Raw genomic sequence first — 26553 nt, forward strand, 5'->3', positions numbered from 1 at the left:
TTGAACCAGATTGCTGTTGTCAGAGATTCTCGGGTCAAGCCCGAGAATGACGTGACCTACTGCAACGGATCTTCCCCGCGCTCCGCCCGCTCGCGCAGGTAATCTTCCGTCGTGCGCACCGGCGGGCGCGGCGGCGAGAGATGCGGGTCGAAGCTCTCGTTGACCACGACCTCGACGCGGCAATCCTCGCACATCCTCAGGACCGAGATGCGCTTGGCCGCGTCGCCCGAGAACATCCAGTGCTTGTTCTCGAGCTTGGCGGTGATTTTCTCGATCGTGCTGCGCACGCCGAAAGGCTTGGCGCAGCTGATGCAGTGGAACGGCTCCTCCTGCTTCAGCACGCGCTTTCCGCCCTTCCAGGCGTCGAAATCGATGCGCGGTTCCAGCGTGATGACCTTCTCCGGGCAGGTCGCGGCGCACAGCCCGCACTGCACGCAGAGATCCTCCTGGAAGGCGAGCGTCGGCCGCTCGGGATCATCAGACAGCGCCTGCACCGGGCAGGCCGAGACGCAGGCGAGGCAGAGCGTGCAGCCATCCGTGTCGACATGCACGGTGCCGAAGGGCGCGCGCGGCGGCAGCGGCACCGTGGCCACGGGCATCGGCGCCGCGGCGTGCAACTCGCCGATCGTCTGGCGCAGCAGCGGCCGGCCTTCGCCCATCGGGCGGAAGCGCGCCGGCTTGGGGGAGGCCGTGCCCGGCACAACCCGCGCCAGCGCCGCCGCCAGCTGCTCGGGGTCGTCGGTCTCGATCAGCCCGGCGCTGCCGGCACCATAGCCGAGCGCGGCGGCGAGCGTCTCGGCATAGGCGAGGTTGCGCTGTAAGCCAGAGAGATCGTGCTTCGGGCGGGCGCGGCCGAGCACCTGCACGGAGGCCGCGCCGAAGGCGAGCGCCGCCGCGAAGGCGTCGAGCCCGATCTGGGTGATCTCGTTGACGCGCAGCGGCAGCACGCGGGCCGGCAGCCCCTCGCCGAAGCGGGCGAGCGCGTCGATCAGCGGCTCGCCATGCTCCTCGTCATGCAGCAGCACGACCGGCTCGCGCCCGCCGGCCTCGGCATAGGTCGCAAGCAGCGTGCGCAGCCGGCGCAGCAGCGCGTCGGCCGGCGGCAGCGCATAGGTCACCGCCCCGGTCGGACAAACCGCGGCGCAGGCGCCGCAGCCGGCGCAGATCTCGGCCGAGATCGCGACATGGTCGCCGTTGGGCGTGATGGCCCCGGTCGGGCAGAGCTCGAGGCAGCGCGTACAGCCGGTCTTCTTCGAGCGCGAATGGGCGCAGAGATCCTCGTTCAGCCGGACATAGGTCGGCTTGTCGAACTCGCCGACGAGATGGCCGGCTTCCGCGATGAGCTTTTCGATGGCGGCAGGGCTCGCCGGGTCCGCCCGCAGATAGCCCGCCCGCAGCTCGCCGGCGGGAAACAAAGGCGTGCCGCCGGAGACGTCGATGACGATGTCGCATTGCGAGGTCGCGCCGTTGCGCGGCTCGCCGAAGACGAGCCTTGCGCGGGAGGAGGGGGCCGGCGCGGCATAGTCGTCGATGCGCAGCTCGAAGGCGCCGAGCCAGCCGGTGGCCGACACGATGGTGCCCTTCAGCACCGGCGTCTCGACCACACGCGGCGGCGTGATCTCGCCCGGCCGGCTGATCAGGATGGTGACGTCGAGATGTTCGGCCAGGCGCTGGCCGACCGAAAGCGCCGTCTCGTCGCGGCCATAGACCAGGGCGACGCCCTTGCTGGTCAGCGTCGTGAAGGAGATCGGCGGCATCGGCTCGGCGGCGGCGGCCAGCAGCGCCGCCATCTTCGGCCCCGCCGCCTTGGCCTCGCGCGCCCAGCCGCCCGTCTCGCGGATGTTGGCGAAGACCAGCTCCCCGGCATAGTCGAGATCGGCCGCGATCTCCTCAAACAGCGGCGCCTCCTGCGTGCAGGCGACGGTGACGGCGGCGCTCTCGCCGAGCGCGCGGGTGAACAGCTCGGTCTGATTCCGGCAGAGATGGCGCGCCGTGCGGATGTCGGCGCCCTTGCAGCCGCGGGCGAGCGCTGCCGCATCGAGCGGCATCGTGTCCTCGCACGAGCACACCATCAGCGTACGGGTGGTGTCAGGCATGGTGGGCTTCATCCTCGGGCCGGCGGCGTTGTGTCGCCTCTCTTGCGATAATCCATGCTTATATGGAATTGGAGCGGTTCAAAAGAAACGAAGCCTGCGTGTTTCGTCGCAGTCGCCAAGGAGGATGGTCGGATATGGCAGTCAGTGCCCAGCGCCCGGACGATCTGCGTCGCGAGCCGGTGCTGCCACCGGGATTCTCGCTCGTCACGCTGCGGGAATCCGGCGACGCCTTCGCCCATGCCTGCACGATTGCGGCCGAGGCGGGGGCGGCGACGCTGGTCTGGACCCGGCGCTTCGACGTGATCGAATTCGCCGTTGTGCTCGAGCCCGACAACCCGCTGCGCGAGGCGCGGCTGGCCCATTATCTCGCGATGACGGCGCTGGCCGATGCGCTCGCGGTCTACAGCCCGCCCGAGCGGCCGATCCTGTTCCGCTGGCCCGATGCGCTGATCTACGATCTCGGGCTGATCGGCGGCGGCCGGCTGGCCTGGCCCGAGGGCTGCGGCGAGGACGAGGTGCCCGAATGGGTCGTCTTCGGTGGCATGCTGCGCGCCACCACGATGGCGCCCTTCGCCTTCGGCCAGATCGGCGTCGGCATGGCCGAGGAGGGGTTCGAGGAGATCGATGCCGTCGACCTGATCGAAGCCTTCGCCCGCCATCTCATGCTCGCCGTCACCCGCTGGCAGAGCGCCGGGCCGAAAGCGGCCGCGCTGCGTTGGCTCGACCGGCTCGACAAGGTCGTGGGCACCCGCCACGGCATCGAGCCGAACGGCGATCTCGTCGCGACGACCCAGGCGGGCACGGAGCGCCGCAGCCTCATCGAGGCGCTGGGCCGCGTCGACTGGCTCGATCGGGACAGCGGCGGGCCGAAGCTGTGAGCGCTCTGAAACTGCCCCGTGCCATCCGGCTCGACCCATCCGACACCTTCGTCTTCCGCAAGGCGGCCGAGTCGGGGGAATGGCTGGTGACCGGCTCCTTCCTGTTCGGCCAGGCCGATCCCTCGGCGCTTGATTCGAAGGGCAAGGCCGCCTTCCGCTCCGGCTTCCTGGGCGTGGCGAGCTTCGGCTGGAGCACGCTCGCCGTGGTGACGGAGGCAACGGCGGCCGAGCGCGAGGCGGCGGTCGAAAGCCTCGCCGGCCATCTCGTCGACAAGCTCGGCGCGCCCGATCTGGCGACCGCGCGTGCCGCGGCGGCCGAGGAGATCGCCTTCGCTGCCTCTCTCTGCGATCATCCTCCGCAGACCCTGCTCGCTTTGCACCGGACGATTGAAGACGGCGAGATCCGCGAGCGCTTCCGCACCCTGACCCCACGCGATGCCAGCCAGAGCGAAGGCTTCCGCGCCTTCGAGTTCCTCGAGGTGGCGGGCGAGGAGGACGGGCCGGTCGAGCATGTCGATCTTCTCAATCTCGAAAAGACCAGGCTGACATGACGCATTTCTGGGCCAGTTCCGGCCATCTCCTGCTCGACCGCGAGCCCGGTGGCGGGCTGCGCGTGACCGACGATTTCCTCAAGGCCTATCTCGCCCGGCCGGAGCTGATGCCGCCAGAGGAGGCCTGCGAGGCCGAGCGCGCGCTTCACGCCCGGCTGATGGAGACGCCGCAGGCGGAGATTCCGGCCGCCGCGATCGAGGCGATCATCGACGAGGACGCCCGCGAGAACTGGCGCTTCATGCTCGGCTGGCGCGACCGACTGCTGGCCGCGCCGACGCTGGAGGCGGCCTATGCCGGGATCATCCGCGAGGGCGTGAGCGGGATACCGCCGCTCTTCCTCGACCAGCTGGTCCACGTGATCATGCGCGCCGCGCTCGACGAGGCGGACGATCCCTTCGTCACCCGCGCCGCCGAATGCCTGTTCCGCCCGCAGCGGGTCACCCATCACGAGAACACGATCCTGCTCGCCGACGCCGAGATGATCGAGGGGCACGAGGCCGACCGGCACGCCTCGCCGCTGCTCGCCATGCTCGGCGGGCCGGCGGCGACCGCGCTCGACATCCTCAAGCCCGCCAATGCCGACCACTACTGGCAGCGCTCCGACGGGTTCGACATGGTGCTCGACCTCGGCGGTTCTCCGTCCGGCCGGGCGGCGCTCGGCCAGGCGCTGCGCCACTGGATCCGGCAGATTCATGGTTTCGACGTCGTCGTCGAGCCGCTGGAAACGGTCACGGACGCGGACTGGCGCTGGTTCGTCGGGCTCGACGCGGAGGCGACGGCGGTCGGCAATGCGCTCTGGCAGGGCAAGACGGTCGCCGCCGACGACATGGCGCGGGTGCTCGCCCTCTTCACATTGACGCTTCCCGCCGAGGTCCCGGTCTTGCCCGCGGCCAAGGGCAAGCCGATCTATCTGATCATGGCGATGTCGGCCGACCGGGTGCTGCGGCTGAAGCCGCAGAACCTCGTAGCCGGCCTGCCGCTCGCCCGGCGCGAAATGGCGAACTGAGGAGACGGCGATGACGCAGCAGCACATCGAGGTCGGCATCGTCATCGAGCGGCGCGCGATCGATTCGCCCTGGGCCGATCATGCCTGGGCGCCGCTCGCCGTGCTGCCGGAGCCGCCGCCGCTCGCGCCCTGGACAGAACTGTCGCGCGAGCCCGGCCGGCACCAGTTCTATCTCGGCCCTGCGACGCTGACCCTGCACTCGGTCGACACCGCCCATTTCCGCGAGAACTTCCAGGCCGGCCGCGCCAAGCTCTGGGTGGCGATCCGCCCGACGGGGATCGAGCCCGAGATCGAGTTCGTCGGCGTGACCGCCGACCCCTTCGAGGGCGAGGTCTACTGCGAGAATGTCGGCGACGTCGTCGAGGCGCTGCCGATGCCGCTTTCGGTGGCCGAGGCGGTGCTGGCCTTCTTCGAGGCGCATCATGTCGAGCGCGAGTTCATCAAGCGCAAGCGCAGCGAGCACGATCCGCGCAAGGGCGGCGCGCCGCGGCCCGGGCCGGGCCTGCATCGGGACGAAGCCGGACCGGGAGAACGGCGGTGAGCGCGCGCACCCCCCAGGACGAGGGTTTCCTCAGCCGCTGGTCGCGCCGCAAGCGCGGGGCGGAGCCGGCTGAGGACAAGGGCGTCGAGACGCTGCCGGCCGAGCTGCCGGCGAGCGAGGTGTCGGCCGAGGCTGCGGCGGCGCAACCCGAGCCCGAGCTGGTCGAGCCGCCGTCTCTCGACCTGATCGACAAGGATTTCGATCTCGCCTCCTGGCTGAAGCAGAATGTGCCGGAAGCCTGGAAGCTGGCGGCGATGCGGCGCGCCTGGGAGAACGACCCCGCGATCGCGAATTTCGAGAACCCGGCGCGCGATTACGCGCTCGACTGGAACACGCCCGGCGGCGCGCCCGGCTATGGGCCGCTGACGGAATCGGATGACGTCGCCGAGCTGGTTCGCGGCATCTTCGGGGAGCCGCCGACCCCTCCGGAGGCCACGCTGGTCAATCAGGAGGCAGGGAGCGACGGCTTGCCGCACCCCCTTTCGTCTAACGACGAAAGTGAGGCGGCTCATGCTGCAGCGCAAGAAGACGCGCGCGGCGAGCCCGAGCCGGTGGCATTGCGTTTGTCTGACGAGGGTGAAAACACCCCCATGAACGAGATTGGGCGGGGGATGCCGCCTCTCTCGGTCTATGCTGCAGCGCAGCAGGAGGCGCCTCAGGAGGCTGCCGCCCCCCGTCTTCGCAAGCGTGGAGGTGGCGCAATTCCAATCTGAAGGGAGATTGGAATCGTTTTATTTTTGGGCAATAACCAGTCGTTATCACCCGCAGTTGGGGCGGCAATCTGAATGCCCCGCGCCTCGAGGACCTTGACCTGAATCAAATGCGCGATCCGGCACTCGAAAAAGCGATCGGTAGCGTTGGTGGCGTCAGGGCTCTGGCGCGCAGCCTCGGCATTTCTCAACCCGCCATCTCGAGCTGGAAGCGCGTCCCTGCCGACCGCGTCCTCTCGGTCGAGGCGACGACGGGCATTCCGCGCTCCGAGCTGCGGCCCGATCTCTACCCCCGCCCCGATCCCGCCGCGGCGATGCAGTCGCAGATCATGATCTCGCAGCCGATCGACGAGATCGATGCCGCCCGCGCCCATGAATGCGAGCTGGTCGGCGCGCTGCTCTGGCGGGCGCCGACGGCCGAGACGCTAGTGGCGCTGCGCGACCTGCAGGGCGACGCCTCGCCGCTGGGCATGGCCCATCTCGCTCTGGCCGAGGCCGCCGATGCGGCGACGCCCGAAAGCCTGCGCGACGAGTTCTTCGAGCTGTTCATTGGCGTCGGCCGCGGCGAACTCCTGCCCTACGCCTCCTATTACCTGACCGGTTTCCTGCACGAGCGGCCGCTGGCCCTGGTGCGGGAGGACATGGGCGCGCTCGGCCTGGCGCGGGACGCCCGGGCCGGTGAGCCCGAGGACCACATCGCCGTGCTGCTCGACATCATGGCGAAGCTGCTTCGTGGCGAGGTCGAGGCCGAGGGCGTCGACGCCGACCGCTTCTACGCCCGCCACATCGAGCCCTGGGGCGAGCGCTTCTTCGCCGACCTCGAGGTCGCGAAGGCGGCGAAATTCTACAAGGCCGTGGGCCGGCTCGGCAGCCTGTTCCTCTCGATCGAGACACAGGCCGCGAGGCTGCCCGCATGATCCAGTCCAGACACACCGCACAACCCGACGCGTGGGAGACGACGATGTCGAAAACCAAAGAAACCGGCGAACCGGCCGTCGATCGCCGCAGCTTCTTCAAGGCGCTCGGCGCGGGCGCCACGCTGGCGGCGACGCCGGCGATGGTGACGCCCGCCGCGGCCGTCGATCCCGGCAAGGAAGAGACCAAGGCGCGCTACCGCGAGTCGGAGCACGTCAAGGCCTTCTACCGCGTCAACCGTTTCTGAGAGGCGCCAAACCATGCTGATCAAGCGCAAAACCGCCGACGTCCAGCGCGGCAGGCTCCAGGCGGCGATCGCCGGCCTGTCCTCCGGCGTCATGGACCGCCGTGCCTTCCTCCGCCGCTCCGGCCTCGTCGCCGGTGGCGTCGCCGCCGCGGGCGCCCTGCAGATCGGGTCGGTCCGCAAGGCCGAGGCCGCTGGCCTTGGCCCGGCGACGGGCACGAAGATCGTCAAGAACATCTGCACCCACTGCTCGGTGGGCTGCACGGTCAAGGCCGAGGTCGCCAACGGCGTCTGGGTCGGCCAGGAGCCGGCCTGGGAGAGCCCGATCAACCGCGGCTCGCACTGCGCCAAGGGCGCGTCCGTGCGCGAGCTGGTCCATGGCGACCGCCGCATCAAGTATCCGATGAAGCTGGTCGACGGTCAGTGGCAGCGCATCTCCTGGGATGTCGCGATCAACGAGATCGGCGACAAGATGATGCAGATCCGGGCGAAGTCCGGCGCTGACTCCGTCTACATGCTCGGCTCGGCCAAGTTCTCGAACGAGGGCGCGTACCTGTTCCGCAAGTTCGCCGCCTTCTGGGGCACGAACAACGTCGACCACCAGGCGCGCATCTGTCACTCCACCACGGTCGCGGGTGTTGCCAACACCTGGGGCTACGGCGCGATGACGAACTCCTACAATGACATCCGCAATTCCAAGACGATCCTGTTCATGGGCTCGAATGCGGCCGAGGCCCATCCGGTCTCGATGCAGCACATCCTGGTCGGCAAGGAACAGAACCGCGCCAACGTCATCGTCTTCGATCCGCGCCTGACCCGCACCGCGGCCCATGCGACGGACTACATCCGCATCCGCTCGGGCACCGACATCGCGGTGATCTGGGGCATGATGTGGCACATCTTCAAGAATGGCTGGGAGGACAAGGCCTTCCTCGCCGCCCGCGTGCACGGCATGGACGACGTCCGCAAGGAGGTCGAGAAATACGACCCCAAGACCGTCGAGGACATCACCGGCGTGCCCGAGGCGCAGCTCAAGCGCGCGGCCGAGACCTTCGCCAAGGTCAAGCCGGCGACGTTCATCTGGTGCATGGGCGTGACCCAGCACTCGGTCGGCACCGCCAACGTCCGCGCCATCTGCAACCTGCTGCTGGCCACCGGCAATGTCGGCGGCATGGGTAACGGCGCCAACATCTTCCGCGGCCACTGTAACGTGCAGGGCGCCACCGACTTCGGCCTCGATATCTCGAACCTGCCTTGCTACTACGGGCTGGTCGAGGGCGCCTGGCGCCACTGGGCCCGCGTCTGGGACGTGCCGTACGACTACTTCGTCACCCGCTTCGACGAAGTGCCGGCCAAGGGCGGCCGTCCGGCGCGGACCCGCAAGGCCAACATGGAGACCTCGGGCCACACCTCGACCCGCTGGTTCGACGCCGCCAATCTGCCGGCCGAGCAGGTCGACCAGATGGACAACCTCAAGGCCATGTTCGTCATGGGCCATGGCGGCAACACCATTCCCCGCATGCCTGATGCGGTGAAGGGCCTCGAGAAGCTGGAGCTGCTCGTCGTCGCCGACCCGCACCCGACCAACTTCGTCTCGCTCGGCGGCCGCAAGAACGGCACCTATATCCTGCCGATCGGCACGCAGTTCGAATGCGCCGGCTCGCGCACCTGCTCGAACCGCTCGGTGCAGTGGGGCGAGAAGGTGGTGGAGCCGATCTTCGAGGCCGCCAGCGACTACTTCGTGATCTACAAGCTGGCGCAGAAGCTCGGTTTCGCCGAGCAGATGCACAAGAACTTCGAGATGGTGCAGGGCAAGTACGGCCCTGAGCCGTCGCCGGAGTCGATCCTGCGCGAGATCAACCGCGGCGGCTGGTCGACGGGCTACACCGGCCAGTCTCCCGAGCGCCTGAAGCTGCACATGGAGCATCAGGACAAGTTCGACCTGGTCAGCCTGCGCGGCGCCAAGGGCTCCCCGGTCGAGAACGACTTCTACGGTCTGCCCTGGCCGTGCTGGGGCACTCCGGAGCTCAAGCACCCCGGCACCCATATCCTCTACAACACCTCCCTCGAGGCGGGTAACGGCGGCGGCACCTTCCGTCCGCGCTTCGGCCTCACCCGCGAGCGCACGCTCGCCGACGGCAGCAAGGTCAATGACACGCTGCTGGCGGAGAACGGCTCCTACTCGCTGAACTCGGACATCAAGGACGGCTATCCCGAGTTCACCATGGGCGTGCTGAAGAAGCTGGGCTGGGATGCCGAGCTGACGCCCAAGGAGCTGGAGACCATCACCTGGATCGGTGGCAACAACATCGACTCGGTGAGCTGGGCGAACGACCTGTCCGGCGGCATCCAGCGCATCGCGCTCAAGCATGGCTGCGTGCCCTACGGCAACGGCAAGGCTCGCGCCAACGCCTGGAACCTGCCCGACCCTGTGCCGACCCATCGCGAGCCGATCTACTCGCCGCGCGTCGATCTGGTCGCGAAGTGGCCGGCCCGTCCCGACGAGCGGACCCTGCGCATCCCCAACCTCCACACCTCGGTCCAGAAGGCCGCAGTCGAAAAGGGCATCGCCAAGTCCTTCCCGATCGTCCTCACCTCGGGTCGTCTCGTGGAGTACGAGGGCGGCGGCGAGGAAACCCGCTCGAACAAGTGGCTGGCCGAGCTGCAGCAGGACATGTTCGTCGAGATCAATCCGGCGGACGCGGCGGCGCGTGGCATCAAGGACGGCGCTTTCGTCTGGGTGTCGGGCCCCGAGAACAACTCCAAGGCCCGCGTCAAGGCGCTGGTGACGGAGCGTGTCGGCAAGGGGGTGGCCTTCATGCCGTTCCACTTCGGCGGCTTCTACCAGGGCCAGGACCAGCGCGGGAACTACCCGAAGGGCACGGATCCGATCGTGCTGGGCGAGTCGGTCAACGTCGTCACGACCTATGGTTACGACCCGGTCACGGCGATGCACGAAGGCAAGGTCACGCTCTGCCAGATCGCAGCGGCGTAAGGGGGAAACTGAACCATGGCCCGGATGAAATTCCTCTGCGACGCGGATCGCTGCATCGAGTGCAACGCCTGCGTCACCGCCTGCAAGAACGAGAACGAGGTGCCCTGGGGCATCAACCGCCGCCGTGTCGTCACGATCAATGACGGCAAGCCCAGCGAGCGCTCGGTCTCGATGGCCTGCATGCACTGCACCGACGCGCCCTGCGCGGCGGTCTGCCCGGTCGACTGCTTCTACACCACGGCGGACGCCGTGGTGCTGCACAGCAAGGACCTCTGCATCGGCTGCGGCTACTGCTTCTACGCCTGCCCGTTTGGCGCGCCGCAGTATCCGAAGGTCGGCAACTTCGGTTCGCGCGGCAAGATGGACAAGTGCACCTTCTGCGCCGGCGGCCCCGAGGCGGACCTCTCGCCGGTCGAGTTCCAGAAGTACGGCTCGAACCGTCTCGCCGAAGGCAAGCTGCCGCTCTGCGCCGAGATGTGCTCGACCAAGTCGCTGCTCGCCGGTGACGGCGAGATCATCGCCCAGATCTACAAGGAGCGGGTGGTGAAGCGCGGCTACGGCTCGGGCGCCTGGGGCTGGCAGACGGCCTACAAGGAAAACATCGCCATCTAGGCGCCTGTCCGGCAACGGACCGGGCCCTCCTCGCGAGGAGCCCAGGACAGGGTGTTCCGAAGGCAAGCCGGCCCGGCCGGCTCCTCGGGGCACCGCTTACGGACAGGTCGGCGGCTCGCCGCGAGAGTCGAGAACAAGGAAAGACAGCCATGCGTTTTGGCGCCCATATCCGCCTGCTGGTGACCGGCCTGCTGCTGACCTTCGCGGTCGCGTTCGCCGTTCCCGCAAGTGCCCAGCAGGTCAATCCGACGGCCGATGCCGTTCGCGAGCGGCAGTTCCTGGATGCCCTGAAGGGCAATCCCCAGGCGGAGCTGCAGGGCCGCATCTCGATTCCCGACCAGAAGGCCGCGACGCTGGAGCGTCCCGCGGGCCGCGACTGGCGCGCCTTCCACCAGGGTACCATGCTGCGCATCTCCGCCATCGCGGTGCTGGGGACCCTGCTGGCGCTGACGGCCTTCTACCTGATCCGCGGGCGGATCATGAACGAGGCGGGACCGGCGGGCACCACGATCACGCGCTTCAACGCCTTCGAGCGTTTCGTGCACTGGCTGACGGCGGGCTGCTTCATCATCCTGACGCTGTCGGGCCTGAACGTCACCTTCGGCAAGCTCGTCCTGCTGCCGCTGGTCGGCCCGCAGGCCTTCACGAACCTCTCGATCGCCGCCAAATGGGCCCATAACTTCCTGGCCTGGCCCTTCATGCTGGGCGTGGCGCTGATGTTCGTCATCTGGATCAAGGACAACATCCCGACCCTGCTCGACCTGCGCTGGTTCGCGGCCGGCGGCGGCATCATCGGCAACGGCCATCCGGAGGCCCGCCGCTTCAACGCCGGCCAGAAGATCGTGTTCTGGAGCGTGGTGCTCGGCGGCGCGGCGCTGTCGGTGTCGGGCTTCTACCTGCTGTTCCCGTTCTATGCCGGCGGCGTGCTCAATCTCCAGTTCTGGAACGTCGTCCACGGCATCGTCTCGGTGCTGATGATCGCGCTGATGCTCGGCCACATCTACATCGGCTCGATCGGCATGGAAGGCGCCTTCGACGCCATGGGCTCCGGCGAGGTCGATCTGAACTGGGCCAAGGCGCATCACTCGCTCTGGGTCGAGGAAGAGATGCAGAAGGCCCGTGCCGGCTCCGACAACCGGCTCCAGCCGGCTGAATGATCCGCTTGACCGTCAGGGGCTCCTGACGGATGACGACCGGGCGCCTCGGCGCCCGGTTTTCGTTTGGGGTGAAGACATTCGATGCGTGTGATCGGCCTGGCGGGGTGGAGCGGAGCGGGCAAGACCACCGTGGTCACCCGCCTGATTCCGGAACTGGGGCGTCGGGGTGTCTCGGTCTCGACGCTCAAGCACGCCCACCACGCCTTCGACCTCGATACGCCCGGCAAGGATTCCCACGCCCATCGCGAGGCCGGGGCGCGCGAGGTGCTGATCTCCTCGGAGCGGCGCTGGGCCCTGATGCGGGAGCTGCGCGACGAGCCGGAGGCGGAGTTGCCGGATCTGCTGGCGAGGCTCTCGCCGGTCGATCTCGTCATCGTCGAGGGCTTCAAGCGCCAGGCTCACGCCAAGCTCGAGATCCACCGTGCGGCCAACGGCAAGCCGCCGCTGCACCCCGGCGATCCCACCATCGTCGCGGTGGCGAGCGATACCGCTTTCCCCGACGCCGGCCGTCCCGTCATCGACATCGACGACATCCAGGGCATCGCCGCGCTGATGCTGGCGCAGGCCCAGCCGCTCGCCGAGGTGCTGGCCCGCTGCGGCGCCGGACGGTGAGGGCGCTATGGCACAGCTGAGCCGCGACGACGAGGCCTTCGGCCCTCTGATGACGCTCGAGGAGGCCGCCACGCGTGTGGCGACGCTCGCCGCGCCCGTCACCGGGATCGAGACGGTTGCCCTGGCGCAAGCCGACGGCCGCGTGCTGGCGCGCGACATCGCCGCGCCGCTCGATCTGCCGCCCTTCGCCAACTCCGCCGTCGACGGCTACGCCGTGCGCCATGGCGATCTGGCACCGGCCGGCGCCAGCCGCCTTCCCGTCGGCGGCCGCGTCGCGGCCGGAGCCGATGCGGCGGGCGTGACGGTGCAGGGCATCGCGGTCCGCGTCTTCACCGGTGCGCCGATGCCACAGGGCGCCGACACCGTCTTCATGCAGGAGGACGTCGTGCTGGAGGGCCCCGTCGCGGTGCTGCCGCCCGGTCTGGCGAAGGGCGCCAATGCCCGCCCGGCAGGCGAGGACATCGCCAGAGGCGCGCCGGCCGCTGCGGCCGGCCAGCGCCTGCGCCCGCAGGATCTCGCCTTGCTCTCGGCGCTGGGCCTGACCGACGTGGCCGTGCGCCGCCGGCCGCGGGTCGCGATCTTCTCCACAGGCGACGAACTGACCGAGCCGGGGCAGCCGCTCGGGCCCGCCGCGATCTACGACGCCAACCGCGCCCTGCTGCGGGCGATGGTGACGCGCGCCGGGGCCGAGGTCGTCGATCTCGGCATCCTCAGGGACGAGCCCGCCGGCCTCGCCCGCTCGCTGGCCGAGGCGGCCGCCTCCTGCGATCTGGTGCTGACCTCGGGCGGCGTCTCCACGGGCGAGGAAGATCACGTCAAGGCGGCGCTCGAGCAGGTCGGTGATCTCGCCTTCTGGCGCATCGGCATCAAGCCGGGCCGGCCGGTGGCCCTGGGGCGCATCGGTTCGGTGCCCTTCATCGGCCTGCCGGGCAATCCCGTCGCTGTCTTCGTCACCTTCGCCTTCGTGGCGCGCGCCCTCATCGCCCGGCTGGCCGGCACCGCCCCGGTCCGGCCTGCCGCCCTGCCGGTGCGGCTCGGCTTCCCCTATCGCAAGAAGGAAGGGCGCCGCGAATATGTCCGCGTCTCGCTCGAACCCGGTGCGGACGGGATCATGATCGCCCGCAAGCACCCGCAGGACGGGGCTGGCGTTCTGACCTCGCTGACGCGCACCGACGGGCTGGTCGAACTGGCCGAGGACACGACCAAGATCGCCGAGGGCACGGTCGTGCCCTTCCTGGCCTATGGCCTGCTCTTCGGCTGAGAGGCCGGCCTCAGTCCCGACGGAAGACGACGCTCGCGAGCCAGCCCAGCAGCAGCGCCATCAGCACCGTGACGAGCCCGTAGACCAGCGGCAGGTCGTGGGCGGCGGTGGCGAGGCTCTGCTCCATGCCGCTCTTGACCACCTCGAAATTGGTCGTCTGGCGCGCCAGCGGCACGCCGCCGGCATAGAGCACGATCTCGATCTCGTAGGAGCCGGTCGGGGCGGTGGCCGGAACCTCGATCGGCGCGCTGAAGACGGTCGAGGAGAGGAAGGTGACGCCCCGCTCCCTGGCCGTGTAGAGATCCTTCGCGGCGAGGATCCGGATCAGGCCCTCCTGGAAACGGGCCGTGGTCACGTCGAGGTCGAGCGCCGCATCCCGGGACCGCTGGGCGTTTTCGAGCCCGACCCGCTCGCGACGCGCCGTCTCGGGACTGATGATCTCGCTCAGCGGCCGGTTGCTCGCCACCGTCAGGAACAAGGAGCTGTCGGGGAAGCGCCGCTGCGTGCGGTTGATCCAGATCGGGCCGAGACGCTCCTTCTCGCGCACCAGCAGCATGCGGCGGGGGCCGCGCGCCGTGACGACGATGTCATAGGGGTCGCCACGCGCCACCGTCCGCCCGTCGCGCTCGACCACGCCGAACACCGTGAGCTGGCTGCCCGTGTAGTTGGAGGTGATCAGGATCTGGTGGCTCGACATGGCCGCGATCAACGTCTCCGCGCGCGCCGCGCCCGTGCCGCCCGCGAGCAGCGCCAGGACGGCCGCGATGCGCGCGAGCAGGCTCATCGCGAGCCCTCCGAGATCACCACCGAGAACGGTTCGCTCGGCGGGATGAACAGCTCGATCGCGAAGCGCAGCCCAACCGAGAGGATCAGCAAGGCCAGCAGCAGGCGGAAGGATTCGACGTTGAGATTGCGCGCCGCCCGTCCCCCGAACTGCGCGCCGATCACGCCGCCGAGCAGCAGCAGGACGGCCAGGATGATGTCGACCGACTGGTTGGTGAGCGCATGCAGCAGCGTCGCGCCGGTCATCGTCATCAGGATCTGGAACAGCGAGGTGCCGACCACGACGGCGGTGGGAATGCGGAAGAAATAGATCAGCGCCGGCACCAGGATGAAGCCGCCGCCGACGCCCAGCACCGCGCCGATGAAGCCGATCACGACGGCGAGCAGGGCGATCGGGATGACGCTGCAATAGAGCTGCGAATCCGGAAAGCGCATGCGCAGCGGCAGGCCCATCCACCAGGGATGCGTGCCCGCCCGCCGCTTCAGCCGTGCCGGCTTGCCCGCCCGCACGCGCAGCATGGCGCGCAGCGCGTCGTACAGCATCAGCCCGCCGATGATCGTGAACAGCGTGACATAGGACAGGGTGATGACGAGCTCGAGCTGGCCCAGGCGCCGCATCGAATTGAAGAACAGCACGCCGAGCAGCGTGCCGGCGATGCCGCCCGCCACCAGGATGCCGCCGAGCTTGAAGTCGAGTGCGCGCCGTCGCCAATAGGTCAGGACGCCCGTGGTCGAGGACCCGGCGACCTGCGCGGCCACGGTCGCGACCGCGACGGCCGGAGGAATGTCGAGGAAGATCAGCAGCGGGGTCAGCAGGAAGCCGCCGCCGACGCCAAACAGTCCGGAAACGAAGCCGACCGCGCCGCTCAGCCCCAGCACCATCAGGACGCTGATCGGCAGCTCGGCGATCGGGAGATAGATCTGCACCTCGACTCCTCACGCGCCGCCAGGCCGGCGGAAGACCCGGAGCCGACGGTGCCGATGATGCACCGTTCCCGACAAGAAGCCGAGACGGCAATCGCAAGAGGCAAGGAACGGCCCGTTGCCGGCGGTGATGCCGTGCCAACGCGTCGAAACCATGACGGCCTCCGCTGTCGCGGGGCTTGCCTCGTGCCGGCCCTCAGCTGCGGGCCGGCTTGGCCGGCTTGACCGCAGCCGTCGGCGCCTCGTCCCAGCCCTTGGCCGGCGGAGTCACGTCGTTGGCGCCGCTGGCGGCGGTCCGCGGGCGCCAGGCGGCGGCCTCGGCCTTGGCCGCGGCGAGATCGGAGGGGCTCAGCCGCTGGCCGACTTCGTCGCGCTTGCGGCCGGCATCCTCGTCGCCCTGGCCGGCGGCCACCGCGAACCAGAGATAGGACTGGGCGAGGTCGGTCGGCGCGCCGAGGCCGCGGCCCAGCAGGACGGCGAGGTTGTACTGGCTGTCACGCACGCCGAACTCGGCCGCACGCCGGAACCACTCGGTCGCCGTGGCATAGTCCGGCTTGCCGGAGACGCCCTCGGCATGCAGCACCGCGAGATTGTGCATCGCCTTGGCGTTGCCGCGTTCGGCGGCGCGCGTGTACCAGACCCGGGCGAGCGAGAGGTCCCGGGCCGTCCCGATGCCCTTCTCGAACATGTTGCCGAGGCGGAACTGCGCCGGGGCGAGGCCGGCGACGGCGGCCCGCTCGAACAGGCGCAGCGCCAGCTTTGGGTCGCGCGAGGCGGCGGGGCCATCGGCCGCGCGGCTGGCGAGCTCGTAGACGGCGCGGGCATCGCCATCGAGGGCGGCCTTGCGCATGCCGGCGGTTCCCAGCGTCGGCGGCAGGTCGCCCACATTGGTCGCGGCCTGCACGGGCTCTGCCGAAACCTGCGCCTTTGCTTCGGGCGCCGCGGGCTGGGTGGTCGACCCCGTCACCTCGGCGGCCGGCGGTGTGGCAGCGGCGAGCGCGGCTGGCTGCGCGGCGGTGGACGCCGGCGGCAGGGCGGAGGACTGGTCCTTGGCCGGAGGCGTGGCGTCCTCGCGAGGCGTGATCGGGCTCTGGACGGCTTCGCCCGTCGCAGCCGTGCGCGGGCCCTTCAGGGCGTTGGTGACGAGATGGGCCGTGCCGAGGGCGAGGACGAGCGCAGCCAGGCCGAGCAGGAGCGGGCGCTTGCGCTTCTCCATGATCTCCTTGAGCCGGCCGCCGCTCTTGGCGGAGCATCCGGACGCGGACGGCCCGAGCCCGGCTCGAGCGGCACGTCGAGCGCCGCGCTGAGCGGGTTGGTCGCGGCAGCGGCCGCAGCCGGCGCGGCGGGCGCTTCGCTTTTCGGCTGGGGCGCGCGCTCGGGCGCGGCGATCCGGTCGTCCAGGGCGACGCTCATGCCGGCGGGCATGGCGGCGGGGGGCATCGTGGGCGCCTTGCCGGCGGCCCGCTCGGCCGCGGCGATGCGGGGCGGCATCGGCGTGCGTGCGGGCTGGGACGCGGCGGCCTGCCGGTCGGCGACCAGCTCGGCCTCGAGGCTGGAGAGCCGGGAGATGATCGTCTCCAGGGTCTGGTGGACGGCGCCGATCGCATCCTGCGTCTCGCGCCCGGTCGAGGCATGGCTCTCCTGCAGGCCGGAGAGCAGCGTCCCCAGCTCGGCGATGCCGCTCTGGGCCGGCGCGGCCTTGCCGAGATGGTCGGACATCGCGGCGCGCGCGGCACGTTCGGCCGCTTCGGTCGTCTCCTCGCGCAGGGAGCGCAGATGGGTGACGAGATCCTGCAGCGTCCGCTCCATGCCGGTTTCGGCGGAGCGGGTCGCAGCGGCGGCGTCGAGCCGCTGCGCCAGGCCGGAGATCTGCTGTTCGAGTGCGTCGAAGGAGCCGCTGTCGGCGCCGGGGCGCCCCGCCTCGTCGATCTTGTCGGCGAGGTTGCGCAGCATCTCCTCGACCGGCCTGAGGTCGACCGGCGCGACCTGGACGGCCTGTCCGTCGGCGACGAGATGGGCGAGGCTGCTCGAGGCGGCGAGGTTCTCGATGCGGCCGGCCAGCGCCTCGATCTGGCGAGTGACCGCGGTCGGACCCTTTTCCGCCAGCGCCTCGATCCGGGCCTGCAGCGCGTCGATCCTGTCCTCGATCTGGCGATCGGAGCGGGGGTCGGAGGAGCGTGCGTCGATCTTGCTCGCGAGGCTGTCGATCTGCCGCGACAGCGCCGAGAGAGGCTCCAGATCCTGCGCCCGCGCCTGGCCGCGATCGCTCAGGATCGCGTCGCGAATATCGTCGATCGCCGCCGTCAGCCCGTGCAGGTCGCGTCCGTCGGAGCGGCTGTCGCGCAGCCGGCCGATCTCGTGTGACAGGGCCGAAACCTGGTGCGACAGTTCCCCGAGCCGGGCCTCGTTGCCGCTGGTCGAGAGGATGTCGCGCAGTTCCGCGATGTCCCGCTGCAGCGGGACGAGCAGGGTGCGGTCTCCGCCACGGGCCGTCAGCGCATCGACCTTGGCGGCGAGATGGGCGATCTCCAGTTCGAAGCGCTGGAAGCTCTCGCCGGAGCGGTCCTGGGCCAGGCGCTGGACCTCGGATTCGATCCGCGCCAGCGGCTTCAGGATCGGCTCGAGCCGGTCGCGCGGATCGAGACGGTCGAGGCGAGATCCCAGCGCGGCGATCATCGTTTCGATCTGGTCGAGATGCGCGTCGCGGGCGGGCTCGGGCATCCGCACCGGGGCCGTCGGACGCTCGGTCCGGGCGGTGACCGGCGCCAGGCGCGCACTGAGTTCGCGCAGATCGTTGCGCAGCGCCGAAATCCGGCTCTCGGGGCCGCCGGCGGGCTGGATCGGGGCCGCCTCGTCCTGATCGAGCATGCGCTGGCGCGTGCGGATATCGGTGACGGCGGCGGCGAGGCCCTCCCGGCTGAAGGCGAGGCGCGGGGCGGGTTCCGTGCGGACGCCGCCACGGGCCGGCTCGGCGGCCCGCCGCTCGAACTCGGCCAGGCGGTCGCCCATCGTCTTGATCGCCTCGGCGATGACGCTGGTCGCGCGATCCTGGCGCTCGGCTGCGGCACGCTCGCCCGAGCTCATGCGCTTTTCGGCCGTCTCGATCCAGCGCGCGATCGAATCCAGCGCGCCGACCGTCTTGGCGCTCGACTCGCGGGTCATCCGCTCGACCTGCGACGCCTGTGCGATCAGAGCCTCGATCTCGCTGCGGGACGGCTGGTCGGCCTCGCGATGGCCGTGAGCGGCCTGCTGCGGGGCGGTGTCCATCTGGCCCTGGGACAGGCGCGCGAGGCGCTCGGACAGGGCGGCGATGTCGAGCTGCTCCGGCGGGCTCGGCTCCGAGGGGGTCTCTTCGCGCAGCTTATGGTCCAGCCACTCGCCCAGCGTCATGCCGGCGCGCCGGGCCGCTGCCTTCGCGGCGTCGCGGGTGCGGGGATCGACGCCCTTCACGCTCCAGGGCAAGCTAGTGGCCATGATGACGCTCGCCTAAGGGGCTCTCTGTCCTCGATCGGAAGGCGCAGGCCCCTGAACTGCCACGGCTTCCTGCGGTTCGGCGACACCTGAAGATTACGTTGCCGCAAGCCGGGCGCCGATCCGCAAGCCCGACCTTTTCGCCGGCGTGGTAAACAGCGGGTTAAGATTCCGGCCCCATCGGTTAATTTTTCGCGAACACCGTCGCTCGATTCGGCTCCGTTGCGTCCGGCTAACGGTAACTTACCTGAGGGAAGCTGCTCATTACCTGACGCAAGGACAGCTCGCTCGCTATGGTATGGGTAGTCAATGATTGCCGCCGACTCGGCCGGTGACGCTCCCTTCATTCAAGGATTGAACCCGATGTCTCGCCACAGCTCAGCTCTGGCTGCTACCGTCTTGGCCGATGGCCGCACCGCCCCGACCGCGATCGACACCGACCAGTCCGGTGGCTTCACCATCAGCGATCTCGCCCGCGACTTCGGCGTCACGCTGCGCACGCTGCGCTTCTACGAATCGCGCGGCCTGATCGCCCCGGCCCGCTCGGGCATGACGCGCATCTATTCCAGCCGCGATCGCGCCCGGTTGGCGCTGATTCTCAAGGGCAAGCAGCTCGGCTTCACCCTGGTCGAGATCCGGGCCATGCTGGCCAATGAGGACAAGAAGGGCGGCGAGACCAGTGCGGCCTCGGTCGGCGGCCTCCAGCTCAGCCGCGAGCAGGTTCTCGAGCAGCTTGAACTGCTGCGGACCCAGCGCGCCGAGATCGACGATGCGATCGCGGAGCTGGAAGCCTCCGCCGCCCGCTTCGCCAAGGCCTGAACCGCGACCCGGGGCGAGGCTCCGGACAGCACGCCATCCGGCTCCTGATCGTCTGAACGCCCCGACCTCCGGTCGGGGCGTTTTTCGTCATGCGCGGGCAAGCTCCCGCGCACAAAAACGCGAGCCCGCGTTGCCAAGCAGGTGGAGATAGTTTATATGTAAACAATCAAGCCGCCTCAAGTCGGCGGCCGCGCGATGCGAGGGAGGAACACCATGCCGGTCTACAAGGCACCCGTCGAAGACACGCTGTTTCTGCTGAACGACGTTTTCGCCATCGAGCGCTACAACAACCTCCCGGGCTTCGCCGACGCGACACCGGACGTGATCGAGGCCGTTCTCGGCGAGGGCGCCAAACTCTGCGAGGAGGTCCTTCAGCCGCTGAACCTGTCGGGCGACAAGGAGGGCTGCACCCGCCACGCCGATGGCCGCGTCTCCACACCGAAGGGCTTCAAGGCGGCCCACGAGGCCTATGCCCAGGGCGGCTGGATCGGGCTGGCCATGGATCCCGACTATGGCGGCCAGGGCCTGCCCTACACGCTGGGCGCCGTGATGAACGAATTCTCCTCCTCGGCGAACATGGCCTTCGCGATGTATCCCGGCCTGACCATGGGCGCGATCGCCGCGCTCAACGTCCACGGCTCGGACGAGCAGAAGCGCACCTATCTGCCCAAGATGATCGAGGGCGTGTGGTCGGGCACGATGAACCTGACCGAGCCGCATTGCGGCACCGATCTCGGCCTGATCAAGACCAAGGCCGTGCCCAATGGTGACGGCTCCTATTCCATCACCGGCACCAAGATCTTCATCTCGGCCGGCGAGCAGGACATCACCGAGAACATCATCCACCTCGTGCTCGCCCGCATCGAGGGCGCGCCCGCCGGCGTCAAGGGCATCTCGCTCTTCGTCGTGCCGCGCAACGCGATCGGCGCGGACGGGTCGGTGGGCGAGAACAACCACGTCTCCTGCGGCTCGATCGAGCACAAGATGGGCATTCACGGCAACGCCACCTGCGTCATGAACTATGACGGGGCGAAGGGCTGGCTCATCGGCACCGAGAACAAGGGCCTCAACGCCATGTTCGTGATGATGAACGAGGCCAGGCTCGGCGTCGCCATCCAGGGGCTGGCCCAGTCCGAGGTCGCCTACCAGAACGCCGTCGCCTATGCGAAGGACCGTATCCAGGGCCGCTCGCTGACCGGCGCCAAGAACCCCGACAAGGCCGCCGACCCGATCATCGTCCATCCCGACGTGCGCCGCACGCTGATGTCGATCAAGGCCTTCAACGAGGCGGCGCGCGCCTTCGTGCTCTGGAACGCGCTGAAGTCGGACATCGCCCACCGCTCGGGCGACGAAGCCGAGCGCCAGGCCGCCGACGACCAGCTCGGCTTGATGACCCCGGTGCTGAAGGGCGTGCTGACCGATGTCGGCTTCGACAATGCGGTGAAGGCGCAGCAGATGTTCGGCGGCCATGGCTACATCGCCGAATGGGGCATGGAGCAGTTCGTGCGCGATGCCCGCATCGCCATGATCTACGAGGGTGCCAACGGCGTGCAGGCGATGGATCTCGTCGGCCGCAAGCTCGGCCGCGACGGCGGCCGCGCCATCATGGCCTTCTTCAACGAGGTCGGCGGCTTCCTGAAGGACAACGGCGAGGACGAGGCGCTGAAGCCCCTGCTCGCGCCGCTCGCCGCCTCGCTCGGCCATCTCCAGCAGGCGACGATGTGGTTCATGAACAACGCGCTCGCCAAGCCCGACAATGCCGGCGCCGGCGCGACCGACTACATGCACCTGCTCGGCCTCGTCTCCCTCGGCTATATGTGGGCCAAGATGGCCAAGGTCGCGCAGGATAAGCTCAAGGCCGGCGCCAATGGCGCGACCGAGCGCATGAACACCAAGCTCGTCACGGCCCGCTTCTTCATGGAGCGCAGCCTGCCCGAGACGGCGGCGCATCTGGCGCGGATCACCAGCGGCGCCGACTCGACGATGGCGCTGAGCGCCGAGCAGTTCTGACAATGTCAGGAATGACAAACATCGAGCTCAAGGAAGCGGTGTACAAAGCCGTCGCTTCAAAAGGTGGCAAGGCCACTTTGATCGATGTCGCTCGCTACATTTGGCACAACCATGAAGCCGATCTCCGGGCGTCCGGCGATCGGTTCTACAAGTGGCAGTACGAGATGCGGTGGGCCGCAAACGTCTTGAGAACTGAAGGCAGGTTCGAGGCAGCCGAAGACAGCCCGAGGGGTGTCTGGGTTATCCGAAAATAACAGCCCGGGAGAAAACCATGGCAGACGCCTACATCTACGACCATGTCCGCACGCCGCGCGGCAAGGGCAAGGCCGACGGCTCGCTGCACGAGGTCACCGCGATCGAGCTCGGCACGACGACGCTGCGCGCGCTCCGGGACCGCAACGGCCTCGACACCAAGCTGGTCGAGGATGTCGTCTTCGGCTGCGTCGATCCCGTCGGCGAGGCCGGCGCCGACATCGCCCGCACGGTCGCCCTCAAGGCCGGCTACGGCAAGGAGGTGCCGGGAATCCAGATCAACCGCTTCTGCGCCTCGGGGCTGGATGCGGTGAACCTCGCCGCCGCGCAGGTGATGTCGGGCCAGAAGGAGATGGCGATCGGCGGCGGCGTCGAAAGTATGAGCCGCGTCGGCATGGGCGCCTCGGGTTTCGGCATCGCGGTCGATCCTTCCGTCGCCATCGACACCTATTTCATGCCGCAGGGCATCTCGGCCGATCTGATCGCGACGAAATACGGTTTCTCGCGTGACGATGTCGACGCCTATGCCGTGCGCTCGCACAAGCGCGCCCACGCCGCCTGGGAGGCCGGGCGCTTCAAGAACTCGGTCATCCCGGTCACCGACGTCAACGGCCTGACCATCCTCGCCCGCGACGAGACGATCCGCCCCGGCACCGACATGCAGGCGCTCGCCGCACTGAAGGCTTCCTTCGTCCAGATGGGCGAGATGGGCGGGTTCGACGCTGTCGCGACGGCGGCTCATCCCGATGTCGAGTTCGTCAACCACGTCCACCATGCCGGCAACTCCTCGGGCATCGTCGATGGCGCAGCCGCCGTGCTCGTCGGCTCGAAGAAGGGCGGCAAGGCTGCAGGGCTGAAGCCCCGCGCCCGCATCCGCGCCTTCGCCACCGTCGGCTCGGATCTCGCGCTGATGCTGACCGGCCCGGTCGACGTCACCGAGCTCGTGCTGCGCAAGGCCGGTATGACCACCAGGGACATCGACCTGTTCGAGCTGAACGAGGCCTTCTCCTCGGTCGTGCTGCGCTTCCAGCAGGCCTTCGACATCGACGACGCCATCCTGAACGTGAATGGCGGCGCCATCGCCATGGGCCACCCGCTCGGCGCGACCGGCGCGATGATCCTCGGCACCGTGCTCGACGAGCTGGAGCGCACGGACAAGAACACCGCCCTGGTGACGCTCTGCGTCGCCGCCGGCATGGGCGTCGCCACCATCATCGAGCGGGTGTAAAATGACACGTCCACAAGATGTGAATTCGCCCCGCCGACAATGGACGCTGCAGAACGTTCTAATCAACGGCGGCGATCGATTAAACCACGACTCTTTGGCCACAGGTTATTGGTCAGAAGAGCCAAGGTTGGCTTCTCGCTGGGATCAAACATTGACCAGCACGAAGGGGAACCCTTTTTCGCGAGTCCCTACCTGGTACATTTTGCCTCCTTGGATGGAGCAAGCGGTACTCGACGAAGCTCGGAAGGCCAAAAAGATTACGGATCAACAATTTGCCGAGGCTGTGAAATTCCTTGGCTCTAGGGGGGCAAAATGAACCTCACCAATTTCCGCTTCGAGACCGATTCCGACGGCATCGCCACCGCGACTTGGGACATGCCGGGCCGCTCGATGAACGTCATCACGCCCGAGCTGATGGCCGAGATCGACCAGATCATCGACACGGTGGCCTCGACCGAGGCGATCAAGGGCTGCGTCATCACCTCCGGCAAGGAGGCCTTTTCCGGCGGCGCCGACCTGACCATGCTGCAGGGCCTGCGCGACCTCTACATTCGCCTGACGAAGGAGAAGGGCGAGCCCGTCGCGATGCAGTCCTTCTTCGACGAGAGCCGCAAGCTCTCGCTGCTCTACCGCAAGCTCGAAACCTGCGGGAAACCATTCGCCGCCGCGATCCACGGCGTCTGCCTCGGTGGCGCCTTCGAACTCGCGCTCGCCTGCCAGTACCGCGTCGTCTCCGACGATGCCTCGACCCGCGTCGGCCTGCCCGAGATCAAGGTCGGGCTCTTCCCCGGCGCCGGCGGCACCCAGCGCGTCGCCCGGCTGATGCAGACGGGCGATGCCCTGCAGATGATGTTCAAGGGCGAGCAGGTGAAGGCGCTGCCGGCCCGCAACACCGGCCTTGTCCATGCCGTCGTCCCGCGCGATCAGCTCGTGGCCAACGCCAAGGAGTGGCTCAAGGCCAACCCGACTGCGACCGCGCCCTGGGACCAGAAGGGCTTCAAGCTGCCCTCCAACAAGGTCCATTCGCCGGCCGGCATGCAGATCTGGCCGCCCGCCAACGCGATCTATCGCCGCGAGACCAACGACAACTACCCGGCCGCCCGCGCCATCCTCTCCGCGGTTTATGAGGGCCTGCAGCTGCCGATCGACCTCGGGCTGAAGGTCGAGAGCCGCTACTTCGCCAAGATCCTGCGGACGAAGGAGGCGGCCTCGATGATCCGCTCGCTCTTCGTCTCGATGCAGGAGCTCAACAAGGGCGCGCGCCGCCCGGCCGATCTCCCGCCGAGCAAGCTGAAGAAGGTCGGCGTCGTCGGCGCGGGCTTCATGGGCGCCGGCATCGCCTATGTCACGGCCCAGGCAGGTCTCGAGGTCGTGCTGGTCGACCGCGACCAGGAGGCCGCCGACAAGGGCAAGGCCTATTCGCACAAGCTCGTCTCCGACCAGATCATGAAGGGCCGCGCCAAGACGGCCGACCGCGACGCGGTGCTCGGGCGCATCACGGCGACCGCCGACTATACAGCGCTCAAGGGCTGCGACCTCGTCGTCGAGGCCGTCTTCGAGGATCCCAAGGTCAAGGCCGAGGTCATCGCCAAGGTCGAAGCCGCCGTCGGGCCGAAGACCATCTTTGGCTCCAACACCTCGACGCTGCCGATCACCGGGCTGGCCACCACGAGCCAGCGGCCGCAGAACTTCATCGGCATCCATTTCTTCTCGCCGGTCGAGAAGATGCTGCTGGTCGAGGTCATCATGGCCAGGAAGACCGGCAAGAAGGCGCTCGCCATGGCGCTCGACTTCGTCCGTGCCATCAAGAAGACGCCGATCGTCGTCAACGATACGCGCGGTTTCTACGCCAACCGCTGCGTCGGCAATTATCTGCGCGAAGGCCATCTCATGCTGATGGAAGGCGTGCCGCCGGCGATGATCGAGGCGGCCGGCAAGCAGGCCGGCATGCCGGTCGGCCCGCTCTCGCTCAATGACGAGGTTGCGGTCGATCTCGCCTTCAAGGTGCTGAAGGCGACGAAGGCCCAACTCGGCGAGGGCGCCGTCGATCCGGCGCAGGAGAAGCTGCTCTCCGACATGGTCGAGAAGCACGGCCGCCTCGGCCGGAAAAACCGCAAGGGCTTCTACGACTATCCGGAAGCCGGGCCCAAGCGCCTCTGGCCGGGGCTGGCCGATCTCGTCGGCAAGCGTCTGGCGCCGGAACAGGTCGACATGCAGGAACTGCAGCACCGTCTTCTGGTGACGCAGGCGCTGGAGGCGGCCCGCACCTATGAGGAGGGCGTCGTCACCGATCCGCGCGAGGCCGATGTCGGCTCGATCATCGGCTTCGGCTTCGCGCCCTATTCGGGCGGCACGCTCTCCTTCATCGACAACATGGGCGCGGCCGCCTTCGTGAAGCTCTGCGAGAGCCTGGCGAAGAAGCATGGCGAGCGCTTCAGGCCCAACCGGCAGCTCAAGCGCATGGCCAAGACCGGCGAGAGCTATTACGGCGCCGCCGCCGCGAAGGCCGCAGCCAGGGCTGCCTGAGGCGGCCTTGGCGATCCGGCCGATCCTCCGCTTCCCCGATCCGCGCCTGCGCGCGGTCGCGGAACCGGTCGAGCGCTTCGACGGCGAGCTGCGCCAGCTCGCCGCTGATCTGCTGGAGACGATGCGTGCCGCGCCCGGCGTCGGCATCACCGCGCCCCATATCGGCGTGCCCCTGCGGCTCGTCGTGCTGGAGCTGACGCCCGGCGACGTCCGGACCTACGCCAACCCGCAGCTCCTCTGGGCCTCTCCGGAGACGAGCCGCGCCAACGAAGGCAGCGTCTCGATGCCCGGCGTCACCGAGGAGGTCGAGCGGCCGGCGAAAATCCGCCTCACTTGGAGCGATCTCGACGGCACCGCCCATGAAGAAGAGGCCGAAGGCTTCCTCGCCACCTGCCACCAGCACGAAATCGACCAGCTCGACGGCATCTTCTGGCTCCAGCGCCTCTCGCGGCTGAAGCGCGAACGGGTGGTGGCGCGATATGGGAAGCTGCAGAGGGGGTAGGCAGGCGGCCTCCTGACAGACTCCTGCTCTGCTGCCGTTATCTTCTGGGACGAAGGGCGGGAGCGGATCGCATGAACACACTGGTCGAATACATGTATCGCGACGCCTCCAACTACAAACAGCTCGGCGCTTTTGTTCTGCGGGGCGAGTTCGATATCTCGGCCGTGCAAGAGTGGCTATGGGACGCGGAGTTCTTCATCCCTGAGCGCGTCGGGGTGAAGTCACTGGTGCCAGCTGAGAAGACGGTCGACGACCACTATCTGCATACACTTGAAACAACGAGAAGTGTCGACGATCCGTCTGCGCTCATGAGCGCGGAATTGTTCATCGAGAGATTCAAGCGCGCTGCGGCCGAAGGTTGGTTCCACGAGAACCTCTCTGGCTCGGAGCATCAGTCCACCTTAGCTGAAGGCCGAAAAACCGGCTTGATAAATCCGGTTTGGGGCAAATGAGCTCCGG

The 26553-nt window shown here is 68.5% G+C and carries 24 protein-coding genes; 19 read left to right on the forward strand and 5 right to left on the reverse strand.

The window, feature by feature from the left end:
* Positions 1–56: 56 nt before the first annotated feature.
* Complete coding sequence (locus tag BSY19_RS10765; RefSeq protein ID WP_069054163.1) at positions 57–2096, reverse strand: 4Fe-4S binding protein; 2040 nt, start codon at positions 2094–2096, stop codon at positions 57–59.
* Positions 2097–2230: 134 nt separating this feature from the next.
* Between BSY19_RS10765 and BSY19_RS10770 the strand changes: the two genes are divergently transcribed.
* The 12 genes from BSY19_RS10770 to BSY19_RS10825 all read left to right on the forward strand — a co-directional run bounded on the left by BSY19_RS10770 (position 2231) and on the right by BSY19_RS10825 (position 13579).
* The gene (locus BSY19_RS10770; protein ID WP_069054164.1) at positions 2231–2974 is read left to right on the forward strand and encodes a biotin/lipoate--protein ligase family protein; all 744 of its coding nucleotides are present in this window, start codon (positions 2231–2233) and stop codon (positions 2972–2974) included.
* Entirely contained in the window at positions 2971–3525 is a 555-nt protein-coding gene (locus BSY19_RS10775; protein ID WP_069054165.1) for a DUF6505 family protein, read from the forward strand. Before BSY19_RS10770 ends, BSY19_RS10775 begins: the two co-directional genes overlap by 4 nt.
* Positions 3522–4532 (forward strand): DUF6352 family protein, encoded by a 1011-nt coding sequence (locus tag BSY19_RS10780; RefSeq protein WP_069054166.1) that lies wholly within the window; start codon positions 3522–3524, stop codon positions 4530–4532. Before BSY19_RS10775 ends, BSY19_RS10780 begins: the two co-directional genes overlap by 4 nt.
* A gap of 10 nt (positions 4533–4542) precedes the next feature.
* Positions 4543–5073, forward strand: a complete 531-nt coding sequence (locus BSY19_RS10785) for a DUF3305 domain-containing protein (RefSeq protein WP_069054167.1) — start codon at positions 4543–4545, stop codon at positions 5071–5073.
* Positions 5070–5786 (forward strand): DUF3306 domain-containing protein, encoded by a 717-nt coding sequence (locus BSY19_RS10790; RefSeq protein WP_069054168.1) that lies wholly within the window; start codon positions 5070–5072, stop codon positions 5784–5786. Before BSY19_RS10785 ends, BSY19_RS10790 begins: the two co-directional genes overlap by 4 nt.
* A 107-nt stretch (positions 5787–5893) precedes the next feature.
* Positions 5894–6700: a Cro/CI family transcriptional regulator gene (locus BSY19_RS10795; protein WP_069054169.1), complete on the forward strand. Its 807-nt coding sequence runs from the start codon at positions 5894–5896 to the stop codon at positions 6698–6700.
* Between the two features lie 44 nt (positions 6701–6744).
* Positions 6745–6945 carry a hypothetical protein gene (locus BSY19_RS10800; protein ID WP_069054170.1) on the forward strand — a complete coding sequence of 67 codons (201 nt, stop codon included), beginning with the start codon at positions 6745–6747 and terminating at the stop codon, positions 6943–6945.
* Between the two features lie 13 nt (positions 6946–6958).
* Positions 6959–9937, forward strand: a complete 2979-nt coding sequence (locus tag BSY19_RS10805; RefSeq protein WP_069054171.1) for a formate dehydrogenase subunit alpha — start codon at positions 6959–6961, stop codon at positions 9935–9937.
* A 15-nt stretch (positions 9938–9952) separates the two neighbouring features.
* Complete coding sequence (gene fdh3B / locus BSY19_RS10810; protein ID WP_069054172.1) at positions 9953–10549, forward strand: formate dehydrogenase FDH3 subunit beta; 597 nt, start codon at positions 9953–9955, stop codon at positions 10547–10549.
* 149 nt (positions 10550–10698) lie between these two features.
* Positions 10699–11706, forward strand: coding sequence for a formate dehydrogenase subunit gamma (locus BSY19_RS10815; protein ID WP_069054173.1), 1008 nt, complete (start codon positions 10699–10701; stop codon positions 11704–11706).
* Positions 11707–11787: 81 nt separating this feature from the next.
* Positions 11788–12318 (forward strand): molybdopterin-guanine dinucleotide biosynthesis protein B, encoded by a 531-nt coding sequence (gene mobB, locus BSY19_RS10820; RefSeq protein ID WP_069054174.1) that lies wholly within the window; start codon positions 11788–11790, stop codon positions 12316–12318.
* A gap of 7 nt (positions 12319–12325) precedes the next feature.
* Positions 12326–13579: a molybdopterin molybdotransferase MoeA gene (locus BSY19_RS10825; protein WP_069054175.1), complete on the forward strand. Its 1254-nt coding sequence runs from the start codon at positions 12326–12328 to the stop codon at positions 13577–13579.
* A 10-nt stretch (positions 13580–13589) separates the two neighbouring features.
* Here BSY19_RS10825 and BSY19_RS10830 read toward each other — a convergent pair whose 3' ends face one another.
* The 4 genes from BSY19_RS10830 to BSY19_RS10845 all read right to left on the reverse strand — a co-directional run bounded on the left by BSY19_RS10830 (position 13590) and on the right by BSY19_RS10845 (position 18760).
* Positions 13590–14363, reverse strand: a complete 774-nt coding sequence (locus tag BSY19_RS10830; protein WP_069054176.1) for a TIGR02186 family protein — start codon at positions 14361–14363, stop codon at positions 13590–13592.
* Positions 14360–15289 (reverse strand): sulfite exporter TauE/SafE family protein, encoded by a 930-nt coding sequence (locus BSY19_RS10835; protein WP_069054177.1) that lies wholly within the window; start codon positions 15287–15289, stop codon positions 14360–14362. Before BSY19_RS10835 ends, BSY19_RS10830 begins: the two co-directional genes overlap by 4 nt.
* Before the next feature lie 193 nt (positions 15290–15482).
* Positions 15483–16502: a tetratricopeptide repeat protein gene (locus tag BSY19_RS10840; protein WP_069054178.1), complete on the reverse strand. Its 1020-nt coding sequence runs from the start codon at positions 16500–16502 to the stop codon at positions 15483–15485.
* On the reverse strand, positions 16415–18760 hold the full coding sequence (locus BSY19_RS10845) for a coiled-coil domain-containing protein (RefSeq protein ID WP_150129577.1): 2346 nt from the start codon (positions 18758–18760) through the stop codon (positions 16415–16417). Before BSY19_RS10845 ends, BSY19_RS10840 begins: the two co-directional genes overlap by 88 nt.
* A 360-nt stretch (positions 18761–19120) precedes the next feature.
* Here BSY19_RS10845 and BSY19_RS10850 point away from each other — a divergent pair, with 360 nt between their 5' ends.
* The 7 genes from BSY19_RS10850 (at position 19121) to BSY19_RS10880 (ending at position 26546) form a co-directional block, all read left to right on the forward strand.
* A complete protein-coding gene (locus tag BSY19_RS10850; RefSeq protein ID WP_069054180.1) occupies positions 19121–19576 on the forward strand; it encodes a MerR family transcriptional regulator in 456 nt (151 codons plus the stop codon).
* 213 nt (positions 19577–19789) lie between these two features.
* Positions 19790–21586, forward strand: coding sequence for an acyl-CoA dehydrogenase C-terminal domain-containing protein (locus BSY19_RS10855; RefSeq protein WP_069054181.1), 1797 nt, complete (start codon positions 19790–19792; stop codon positions 21584–21586).
* An 11-nt stretch (positions 21587–21597) separates the two neighbouring features.
* A complete protein-coding gene (locus BSY19_RS10860) occupies positions 21598–21840 on the forward strand; it encodes a hypothetical protein (protein ID WP_069057004.1) in 243 nt (80 codons plus the stop codon).
* Positions 21841–21857: 17 nt separating this feature from the next.
* Positions 21858–23066, forward strand: coding sequence for an acetyl-CoA C-acetyltransferase (locus tag BSY19_RS10865; RefSeq protein WP_069054182.1), 1209 nt, complete (start codon positions 21858–21860; stop codon positions 23064–23066).
* Between the two features lie 312 nt (positions 23067–23378).
* Positions 23379–25592, forward strand: a complete 2214-nt coding sequence (locus BSY19_RS10870) for an FAD-dependent oxidoreductase (RefSeq protein ID WP_069054183.1) — start codon at positions 23379–23381, stop codon at positions 25590–25592.
* A 7-nt stretch (positions 25593–25599) separates the two neighbouring features.
* Positions 25600–26094 (forward strand): peptide deformylase, encoded by a 495-nt coding sequence (locus tag BSY19_RS10875; RefSeq protein WP_069054184.1) that lies wholly within the window; start codon positions 25600–25602, stop codon positions 26092–26094.
* A gap of 71 nt (positions 26095–26165) precedes the next feature.
* Positions 26166–26546, forward strand: a complete 381-nt coding sequence (locus tag BSY19_RS10880) for a hypothetical protein (RefSeq protein ID WP_069054185.1) — start codon at positions 26166–26168, stop codon at positions 26544–26546.
* The last annotated feature ends 7 nt before the right edge of the window (positions 26547–26553 follow it).

This window comes from Bosea sp. RAC05, assembly GCF_001713455.1.
Taxonomy (GTDB): Bacteria; Pseudomonadota; Alphaproteobacteria; order Rhizobiales; family Beijerinckiaceae; genus Allobosea.

Excerpts from the sequence above, each read along its gene's own strand:
- BSY19_RS10765 (WP_069054163.1), bottom strand. The coding sequence starts at position 2,096 with ATGCCTGACACCACCCGTACGCTGATGGTGTGCTCGTGCGAGGACACG.
- BSY19_RS10770 (WP_069054164.1), top strand. The coding sequence starts at position 2,231 with ATGGCAGTCAGTGCCCAGCGCCCGGACGATCTGCGTCGCGAGCCGGTG.
- BSY19_RS10780 (WP_069054166.1), top strand. The coding sequence starts at position 3,522 with ATGACGCATTTCTGGGCCAGTTCCGGCCATCTCCTGCTCGACCGCGAG.
- BSY19_RS10785 (WP_069054167.1), top strand. The coding sequence starts at position 4,543 with ATGACGCAGCAGCACATCGAGGTCGGCATCGTCATCGAGCGGCGCGCG.
- BSY19_RS10795 (WP_069054169.1), top strand. The coding sequence starts at position 5,894 with ATGCGCGATCCGGCACTCGAAAAAGCGATCGGTAGCGTTGGTGGCGTC.
- BSY19_RS10800 (WP_069054170.1), top strand. The coding sequence starts at position 6,745 with ATGTCGAAAACCAAAGAAACCGGCGAACCGGCCGTCGATCGCCGCAGC.
- BSY19_RS10805 (WP_069054171.1), top strand. The coding sequence starts at position 6,959 with ATGCTGATCAAGCGCAAAACCGCCGACGTCCAGCGCGGCAGGCTCCAG.
- fdh3B (WP_069054172.1), top strand. The coding sequence starts at position 9,953 with ATGGCCCGGATGAAATTCCTCTGCGACGCGGATCGCTGCATCGAGTGC.
- BSY19_RS10815 (WP_069054173.1), top strand. The coding sequence starts at position 10,699 with ATGCGTTTTGGCGCCCATATCCGCCTGCTGGTGACCGGCCTGCTGCTG.
- mobB (WP_069054174.1), top strand. The coding sequence starts at position 11,788 with ATGCGTGTGATCGGCCTGGCGGGGTGGAGCGGAGCGGGCAAGACCACC.
- BSY19_RS10825 (WP_069054175.1), top strand. The coding sequence starts at position 12,326 with ATGGCACAGCTGAGCCGCGACGACGAGGCCTTCGGCCCTCTGATGACG.
- BSY19_RS10830 (WP_069054176.1), bottom strand. The coding sequence starts at position 14,363 with ATGAGCCTGCTCGCGCGCATCGCGGCCGTCCTGGCGCTGCTCGCGGGC.
- BSY19_RS10840 (WP_069054178.1), bottom strand. The coding sequence starts at position 16,502 with ATGGAGAAGCGCAAGCGCCCGCTCCTGCTCGGCCTGGCTGCGCTCGTC.
- BSY19_RS10845 (WP_150129577.1), bottom strand. The coding sequence starts at position 18,760 with ATGGCCACTAGCTTGCCCTGGAGCGTGAAGGGCGTCGATCCCCGCACC.
- BSY19_RS10850 (WP_069054180.1), top strand. The coding sequence starts at position 19,121 with ATGTCTCGCCACAGCTCAGCTCTGGCTGCTACCGTCTTGGCCGATGGC.
- BSY19_RS10855 (WP_069054181.1), top strand. The coding sequence starts at position 19,790 with ATGCCGGTCTACAAGGCACCCGTCGAAGACACGCTGTTTCTGCTGAAC.
- BSY19_RS10860 (WP_069057004.1), top strand. The coding sequence starts at position 21,598 with ATGACAAACATCGAGCTCAAGGAAGCGGTGTACAAAGCCGTCGCTTCA.
- BSY19_RS10865 (WP_069054182.1), top strand. The coding sequence starts at position 21,858 with ATGGCAGACGCCTACATCTACGACCATGTCCGCACGCCGCGCGGCAAG.
- BSY19_RS10870 (WP_069054183.1), top strand. The coding sequence starts at position 23,379 with ATGAACCTCACCAATTTCCGCTTCGAGACCGATTCCGACGGCATCGCC.
- BSY19_RS10880 (WP_069054185.1), top strand. The coding sequence starts at position 26,166 with ATGAACACACTGGTCGAATACATGTATCGCGACGCCTCCAACTACAAA.